Raw genomic sequence first — 6,966 nt, 5'->3', positions numbered from 1 at the left:
GCCACGGGCAGCGAGGGCAGCCTGATCCCGTTGAGCAGCAACGAGATCCGCCGCCTGCTCGGCAAACTCGTCCTCATCGGACGCACCGTGGCCGATCACGTGCTGCACTGGTCAACCTGGCGCCGCCGCCGTCAGGAACAAGCCCGAGCCGCCCACTACCGCAAACGACTCGAACCACCATAAGTCACGACCCGCCGTTGCAGTACTAGGAACTCCTAACCTTGAAGTTGGCGCCAGCCCCGGGCGAACGCTTCTGGCAGAGCGGCGCGGACTCGGCCGGCGCTCGCCGGAGTTCCAACTGGGCCGTGCTCCAGCGTCGGTGAGCTCACCCGCGTTCACCATGTCGTAGCCTGGCCCCGCGACCGTCGGCGACCTCGACGCACGGCGCACCGAGACCTGCGAGTAATGGGTGGTGGCCATCCGGAGTGCTGCTGGCCACCACGAAACGGGGATCGAACAGCGAGCCGGAGGCAACCCGGTCCCGCCACTCGTACAGCAGCGTTCGGCGTTGTACGCGGCCGGCGCGGACCTGCTGGTTCTACCGCGTCTTTCTCGGTGCGGCGAGCACCATGGTCCGCACCGAAGCCCGGTCAGTTCCGGATCGGACGACCTCGGCTGCACCCCTGCCACCGCGGCGGCGTTCGTGTCTCACCTTCCGTTGCATCCATGTCGTGTTCGGTCGTCAGGGCATGGGAGGTCGAGCATCTCCACGGCCGATGGCATAGTCGGCAGGACAGGCGGTCTTGGCCGAGAGGAGAAGAGGTGCCGCGTCATTCGGAGACGATAATCAGGCCGAACAGGGTGCTCAGCGGTGCCCGGCAACGTCTGCCCTCGCCGAGGCGGCCTGGGCAGTCCATGTCACGCAGCGAACTTGCCGACGCGGTCAACGCGGCGCTCAACGCGATCTACCCGGGCCGCGATGTCACGCCCCATTACGTTGACTTCCGGTGGATCGGCAAGCTGGAGCGCGGCGAGCATCGCTGGCCCAGCGAAGCACGGCGGATCGCACTGCGTCAGGTACTCGAAGTCGCTACCGATGCCGAACTTGATCTCTACAGCCCGAGGCGCAGTCGAGAGACGAACCTCGCCGACGGTTCGACCGAGCCTCGACCCGGTAGCTGGGACGAGACCATCGATCTGTTACGCGAACAGTGGCATCTCCTCGTTCAGAACGACAAGATGCTCGGCCCTGAGTACGCGCTGGTAGGGGTAACCGCGCAGCTTGCAGCGATCGATGGATTCCTGCGTGAGGCGCCCCAGGCGCTACGACCTTCCGTCGTCCGCCTCGCCGCCCAGTACGCCGAGTCCGCAGCCTGGCTCAACCAGTCCCTCAATGACCACTCGACGGGCCGCTACTGGACACGGCAGGCACTCGTCTGGGCACGTCAGATCGCTGATCCGACCATGATTGCTTGGGCCACCTACCGCAGCAGCCAGCAGTACCTGGCCAGCGGAGACCCCGTCAAGGCCGTTGAGCAGGCCGAGGGGGCGTTGCGCCATGACGAGCAGCTTCCGACGCCCATGCGGGCGGCGTTGCGCGTCCAGCGCGCGCACGCCCTCGCCGCCAAAGGCGGACATCGCGAGGCCATGCGTCTGCTCGATGACGCGCATCGCTGGGCGGCGGACCGCAGCCCGGGTAAGCCAGAAGGGGAGCACGCTTCCTACTGCACCAGCGGCTACATCGAAGTGCACCGCGGAGCGTGCCTTCGGCTGGCACGGCGACCCGAAGAAGCGATCGCTGTCTTGGACGAGGCCATTCCTACGATTCCCGCTCGGCACCGTCAGGACTTCGCTACCGCCCTGCTCAACAAGGCCGCCGCCCATGCGGCGGCCAGACAGCCCGACGTGGCCGCCGCAACGGCACACCACGCCCTGCGGATCGCCCGCCGAGCCCGGTCACGACGAGTCCTGCACCAGCTCGCCCAACTGGGCGCCGCGATGACCGGACACCAGCAACTGCCGGAAGTCCACGCCTTCCTCAACGACATTGAGGAGGCTACCTGATGGCATCCGACGCGGAAGTAGCCGCGATGCGGCAAGCAATCACGTTGTCGTCGTTCGGACTGGGAACCACCAGCCCGAACCCGCCCGTCGGCTGCGTCATTCTCGACCGGCACGGCGTCGCTGTCGGTGCCGGCTACCACCGGCGCAAGGGAGAAGCGCACGCTGAGGTCCACGCTCTGAACGCGGCGGGCGTCGCAGCGCGTGGGGGCACTGCCGTTGTCACCCTCGAACCCTGCAACCACGTCGGCGTTACTCCGGCCTGCCGCCAGGAACTCATCAACGCAGGCATAGCCCGGGTCGTGATCAGCATCATCGACCCCACGTCGCGAGGCGACGGAGGCGCCGCCGTCCTCAAGGCTGCCGGAATCGATGTCGAAACGAACGTGATTCCGGATGAGACCCTCACCGTCCTCGGCCGCTGGCTCGCGGCTACCGTCCGCCGTCGCCCCTACCTGACCTGGGCCTATGCTTTCGATGAGCGGTACAGCGATGAGGTTGACGAGCAACTTACCGCTGAGCTGCGAAGCAGGGCTGACCTGGTCCTCGGCCACAACGCACTTGAGGAGGGTGTGCCCGAGGGTCACTCTCCCGACCACTTTACGTTGCCCCAAGGTCCTGCCAGCGACCTTCAGCGGTGGCTGTCGGCCTGCTATGCCACCGGCTCACGTGCCATCCTGGTTGCCGGAACCCGTCACGGCAGCACGCTCCACCACAACCTCGACTACGTCGACGAGATCGTGATCACCGTGAGGCGAACTCCACCGGCCGGTGACCTGAACACAGCCACTGCAGACCTCGTGCCTGCCGGCTTCGAGCTCGTCGACATCGCCCCGGCGGCTGCCGATGTACGCGTTCGACTTCAACGCTCCACGTCGGCCGCCGCCCTACGAGCCGCCGCTACCCGATCCGAACTGCACAGACTCTCTCCGACCTAAGCGATTACTTCGACGATGAGGCTCATGCGAGGGCCGAAGCCTTCGGACTGGCATCCTTAACCGCTGAGTGTCAACGCCGGTTGAAACTCTTCTGGCCGCCCGTCGGCCTGTGGGCGGCCAGGCGGTCGGCGAAGCCTGCCGGTGCTGCGAGGCATGACGCCATTACCGCATCGACGGGTAGCCTGAAACGTAGCGATGAGGGCTTCGAGAGCGGGGGTGATGGATGGACTTCCCAACGCTGCTGAGATCCGCCTTTGGCCTGTTGATACCCGCTGCACTGCTACTGGCGGCGTTATGGGCGTTCGGCGCGATCCGGCGCAGGCTTACCGCGAGGCGGAACCGGCAGGCCGGGGGCGGTGGACTCGACTGAGCCCACCGCCCCCGGATTCGTCAACGCTGGGCGTTGATCAGCCCCTGACGTGCGACAACAGCTGCGTCAGTGGTGATGAGTAGCCCGACACCCGACCAGATTACGAGCGGTACGTAGCCCAAGGCTTCGGCAAGCTTGTTGATCCAGGCGGCGCAATCCTCGATCGATTGTGTCGAGACGCCTAGATCAGTGGCGATCGCCTGGGTGGCAACCGGGCTGCCGGCCCGCTCGGCGAGATAGCGCACGAGGCCCTGGCCATTGCTGTCGATCTTGCGGAGCAAGGCGCGAGCGTCGAACGCGACGTCGGGCCCGCCCGTGACCCACTCACGGGTCGGGTCGTTGGCGGGGTTCTCGTCGATCATCACCACTCCAGGGCTAACCATGCCTCCACGGCGGTGGCCGCTGCCGGCGGTCAGGCGGTGCAGGTGTCGGTCGCGCGACCGATATAGGCATCATCCGAGTTGTAGTAGGCGGTCACCCACAACATGAAGGTACCGCTGAGCAGACTTGCATGGTCCCCGGTCGGCGTGCTCCACGATCCGCTCGACGACGCGTAGGGCCAGTTCTCCGTGGTCTTCCACCACTGGCCGTTGATGAACAGGTCGCGGTAGATGTGCAACTGCCTGTTGGGTTGGGCGTCCACGCCCCACCCCTTGTCCTGAACGTACCTTGTCGGAAGGATGTGGCAGGCGATGTCGGCGTAGACGATGGGGGCGAGCGCCTGTGGCGGGTTTGTCTTGGCCATGGCGAGTCTTGCAAGGGCTCCGCGCTCGTCCGTCCGGAAGAGATCGGGCGATAGCAAGGAAGCTGCCGATACTTCGCTGGGCCGAGCTGCGGCGGGTGAGGCTGCGGCGGCCAGGAGGGTGACGACGATAAGTAAGATCGCGCTTCCCTGGCGTCCAACGCATCGGATTGCTCTTTGCACTTGCGCGCCTCCTTAACGTGGTAGCGGTTCGGCCCGATGCTTCCAACGGGAAACGGGTAGACGGAACCCCAAAGTCGCATCCACGACTCGGAGATACAAAGCTTGCCAAACTCGCCTGGGGCGGACGGAATCATGCACCCGTGGCGCGAGGGCGTGACGGCACTGTCAACCAGCAAGCTGGATATCGCTTGTGACTGATGATGCGGTGGGTTACTTAGCTGGCCGGCGACCAGTAGTGGGTGGACGACCGGGCGGTGGCTGGCTCGCGAGCTGTTTCCTGCGGCCGAATACTTGTGAGACATCCGAATAGGGCGATTTTAGGGGTGTTCGCCGGATTGCCCCTGGTGTGTCGGTGCTGCCGACAGTTACCAAGGTTTGACCGGCTGTTCTCAGCAGTACAGCCCTCGCAGTAGCAGCGCCTCCTGGCCGGACCGCAAGTCTGTGCGTGAAGTCGGACCGAAGGTCGGCATTCCCAGCTCCGCTTTCTCAGGTGATCGTTGATGCGGTACGAGCTGTCCGCCAACGCCGAGCGTGCACACCAGGGGGATGTATGCGCGAGATCAAGTGCTTCCTTCTGGCCGACACCAGCCCACGGAGCCACTCGGCGGCCCGATCTCCGACACTGAACTCGCGATGGCCCCGGCCGAGACTTGCTGAAGCGACGACTGCGGATGGCGACTTTCCTGCACCCATAACCAAAGGCCACAGCCGGCGGCCAGGGCTACGGACTGCGCCCCTCCGTCGCACGAAGGAGCGGCGGTGACCCGCCTCAAGTGGTTCGTTCCCTGGGGAAACGAGAAGCCCTATCGACCCTTCGGCCTCGACGCCGTAACCCCTCTCGACAGCGACTCCGAGTGTGCCTCCGGGCGAGGCCGGCATGAAGCTGAAAGTCACCCCCTGGCCCAACCTGACCGCTTCTCTGTTCATCATGCGATCGAGCTACGGTCGGCGACGCCTCTGGGAGAGATTCGGTCCAGGATGTGCGCCAGCACCGACCCGTACTTGCTTCGCCTGCTGCTCTGGTGCGAGGTTTGCGACCGCCGGATGATGTGCGGTCTTCTCACCGAACTTAGAGAGATCGAAGGCATCGAGGCCCACGTCCCGTTCCGCATCTACAACTGCGCCGCGAGGTGCCGGGCCGAGGACCTGATCGCCGAAGTAGCTGAGTCCCTGGCCTGGAACGCAGCCGAGCGGCGCGCCACCCTCTGCGACATCCGCACCCCCTACCGGCAGTCCGTCCTGGAGATACTGATGGTCAGGGCCGAGGTTGGCAGGGACACCAACGACATCCACTTCATCTGGAACACCCCGCCCAGCCGAAGGACCCTGTGAACACGCACCTTCTGCCCCCGCCGATCCGCCCGGCCCGCCCCCACGACGTGGCCGCGGTCACCGCCCTACTCGTCGAGTCCCTTACGGACGACCCCGTCGCCCAGTGGCTGGTGCCCGACCCGCGCATGCGAACCGATGTCTTCCACCGGCTGCTGTCGATGCAGGTCGACCAGGCCGTCGAGTGGGGCCACGTCGACGTGCTCCTCGACGCGTCCGCCGTCGCCGTGTGGCGTCTCCACCCCGCCTCGCAGGGCGCGGCGCTGGCGGCCCACCACCTCAACTCGGCCATCCCCCGGACGCTGCTGCCCAGATTCGCGCAGCTGCACGCCCTGATGGGCAGTTGTGCGTCCGATGCGCCGCACCACTGGCTGGCCTGGCTCCACGTCGCCCCTGCCAGTCGGGGACGAGGCTTCGGCGCGGGTCTGCTCGGCCGTCACCACCGCCGCGTCGACCGCCAGGGGTGGCCCATCTACGCCGTGGTGACCACCGAGACGGCCCGGGACTTCCTCCACGCCCACGGCTACCACCCCGGACTGCCCCTGCACCTACCCGACGGACCGACACTCTGGCCCCTCGACCGTTCCCTCTACGCCACTCGCCGCACGACAGGGTCCGGCCAGACCCGTGAAGAACCGACAACCTGATGCCTGCCCGCCAGAAGCACGGCGGCCATGATCCACCCGTCGGCAAGCGGGTGACACGGCCCGGGAGACGCGACGCTCGTCGGCCCCAATAGGCAGCGCCGCGTCTCCCGGGCTCTCACGCAACCAGGCCAACGGCCTCGCACTCGCCACCGAACTGCTCTACCGCCCACCTCGACAGGAAACGCGGACATGACCGTAACCCTGTCTCCGTTCATCGGCCGAAAGTAGACCCACGACGGGGACCACAGGCTGCTCAAGCGCGATTGCCATCCCCGGCAACCGCGCGGCGGAAATGCCGGACGTCGACCGGCGGGCCATCCCGCGCCCCGCCGGCCGCATCCCATCAGCCATTCTGACGAGGACCAGGACCTATCCGTATGCCCGCCGCGCAAGGCCCACCCACACCAGCAACTGACGTGATCTCAACAAGAATTCGGTAGGTATCGGTGTTCGTAGTGGGTGAGGTGGAGGGCGGCACGGACGATGTCGCCGAGGCTGCGTGGGCTGGCGGTGCTGTGGCGTAGCGTGCGCCAGCGGCCGGTCAGGATGGCGAAGCCGCGTTCTCCGAGGCACCGCATCGATCGAAGGACGGCGTTGTAGGCGCGGTTGTCGACCGCGAGGCGACGGCCGTCGGCGGGTTGCTTGTACGGGGTGTGGATGCCCTGGCCGGCGCCTTCGTAGCCGGAGTCGGCCAGGGTGGGTAGATGCAGTTCGGAGGCTGCCCAGTACAGGGCGCCGGTGACGTCCAACTGGTGG

General features: G+C 66.4%; 7 protein-coding genes and 1 pseudogene. 5 read left to right on the top strand and 3 right to left on the bottom strand.

The genetic code is table 11. From position 1 onward, the window contains the following. From GA0070558_RS32325 to ribD, 3 genes and pseudogenes are all read left to right on the top strand, one after another. Positions 1 to 183, top strand: a pseudogene (locus tag GA0070558_RS32325) (IS701 family transposase); the annotation flags it as partial. Between the two features lie 672 nt (positions 184 to 855). Beyond that, entirely contained in the window at positions 856 to 2,004 is a 1,149-nt protein-coding gene (locus tag GA0070558_RS32320; protein ID WP_091287274.1) for an NsdA family TPR-like regulatory protein, read from the top strand. Beyond that, a complete protein-coding gene (gene ribD / locus GA0070558_RS32315) occupies positions 2,004 to 2,939 on the top strand; it encodes a bifunctional diaminohydroxyphosphoribosylaminopyrimidine deaminase/5-amino-6-(5-phosphoribosylamino)uracil reductase RibD (RefSeq protein WP_091287271.1) in 936 nt (311 codons plus the stop codon). The genes GA0070558_RS32320 and ribD overlap by 1 nt, the downstream gene beginning before the upstream one ends. Before the next feature lie 390 nt (positions 2,940 to 3,329). On the opposite strand, the gene GA0070558_RS32310 is transcribed toward ribD, so the two are convergent. Beyond that, the gene (locus tag GA0070558_RS32310; protein WP_141722424.1) at positions 3,330 to 3,671 is read right to left on the bottom strand and encodes a hypothetical protein; all 342 of its coding nucleotides are present in this window, start codon (positions 3,669 to 3,671) and stop codon (positions 3,330 to 3,332) included. A gap of 50 nt (positions 3,672 to 3,721) precedes the next feature. After that, positions 3,722 to 4,054 (bottom strand): hypothetical protein, encoded by a 333-nt coding sequence (locus GA0070558_RS32305; protein WP_091287264.1) that lies wholly within the window; start codon positions 4,052 to 4,054, stop codon positions 3,722 to 3,724. A 939-nt stretch (positions 4,055 to 4,993) separates the two neighbouring features. Between GA0070558_RS32305 and GA0070558_RS33175 the strand changes: the two genes are divergently transcribed. Beyond that, entirely contained in the window at positions 4,994 to 5,566 is a 573-nt protein-coding gene (locus GA0070558_RS33175; RefSeq protein ID WP_141722423.1) for a hypothetical protein, read from the top strand. Continuing rightward, entirely contained in the window at positions 5,563 to 6,210 is a 648-nt protein-coding gene (locus GA0070558_RS32295) for a GNAT family N-acetyltransferase (protein ID WP_091287256.1), read from the top strand. The genes GA0070558_RS33175 and GA0070558_RS32295 overlap by 4 nt, the downstream gene beginning before the upstream one ends. Before the next feature lie 422 nt (positions 6,211 to 6,632). Here GA0070558_RS32295 and GA0070558_RS32290 read toward each other — a convergent pair. After that, positions 6,633 to 6,966: transposase family protein (locus GA0070558_RS32290; RefSeq protein WP_141722422.1), on the bottom strand; the 334-nt coding region annotated here is incomplete at its 5' end.

The sequence above is a fragment of the Micromonospora haikouensis genome (genome assembly GCF_900091595.1).
GTDB classification, from domain to species: domain Bacteria; phylum Actinomycetota; class Actinomycetes; order Mycobacteriales; family Micromonosporaceae; genus Micromonospora; species Micromonospora haikouensis.
The sequence above is the reverse complement of the archived record's forward strand: the minus strand, read 5'-3'. Positions and strand labels throughout refer to the sequence as shown.

What these genes read in the sequence shown, in the direction of transcription:
- GA0070558_RS32320 (WP_091287274.1), top strand. Translation starts at nt 856, where the DNA reads ATGTCACGCAGCGAACTTGCCGACGCGGTCAACGCGGCGCTCAACGCG.
- ribD (WP_091287271.1), top strand. Translation starts at nt 2,004, where the DNA reads ATGGCATCCGACGCGGAAGTAGCCGCGATGCGGCAAGCAATCACGTTG.
- GA0070558_RS32310 (WP_141722424.1), bottom strand. Translation starts at nt 3,671, where the DNA reads ATGATCGACGAGAACCCCGCCAACGACCCGACCCGTGAGTGGGTCACG.
- GA0070558_RS32305 (WP_091287264.1), bottom strand. Translation starts at nt 4,054, where the DNA reads ATGGCCAAGACAAACCCGCCACAGGCGCTCGCCCCCATCGTCTACGCC.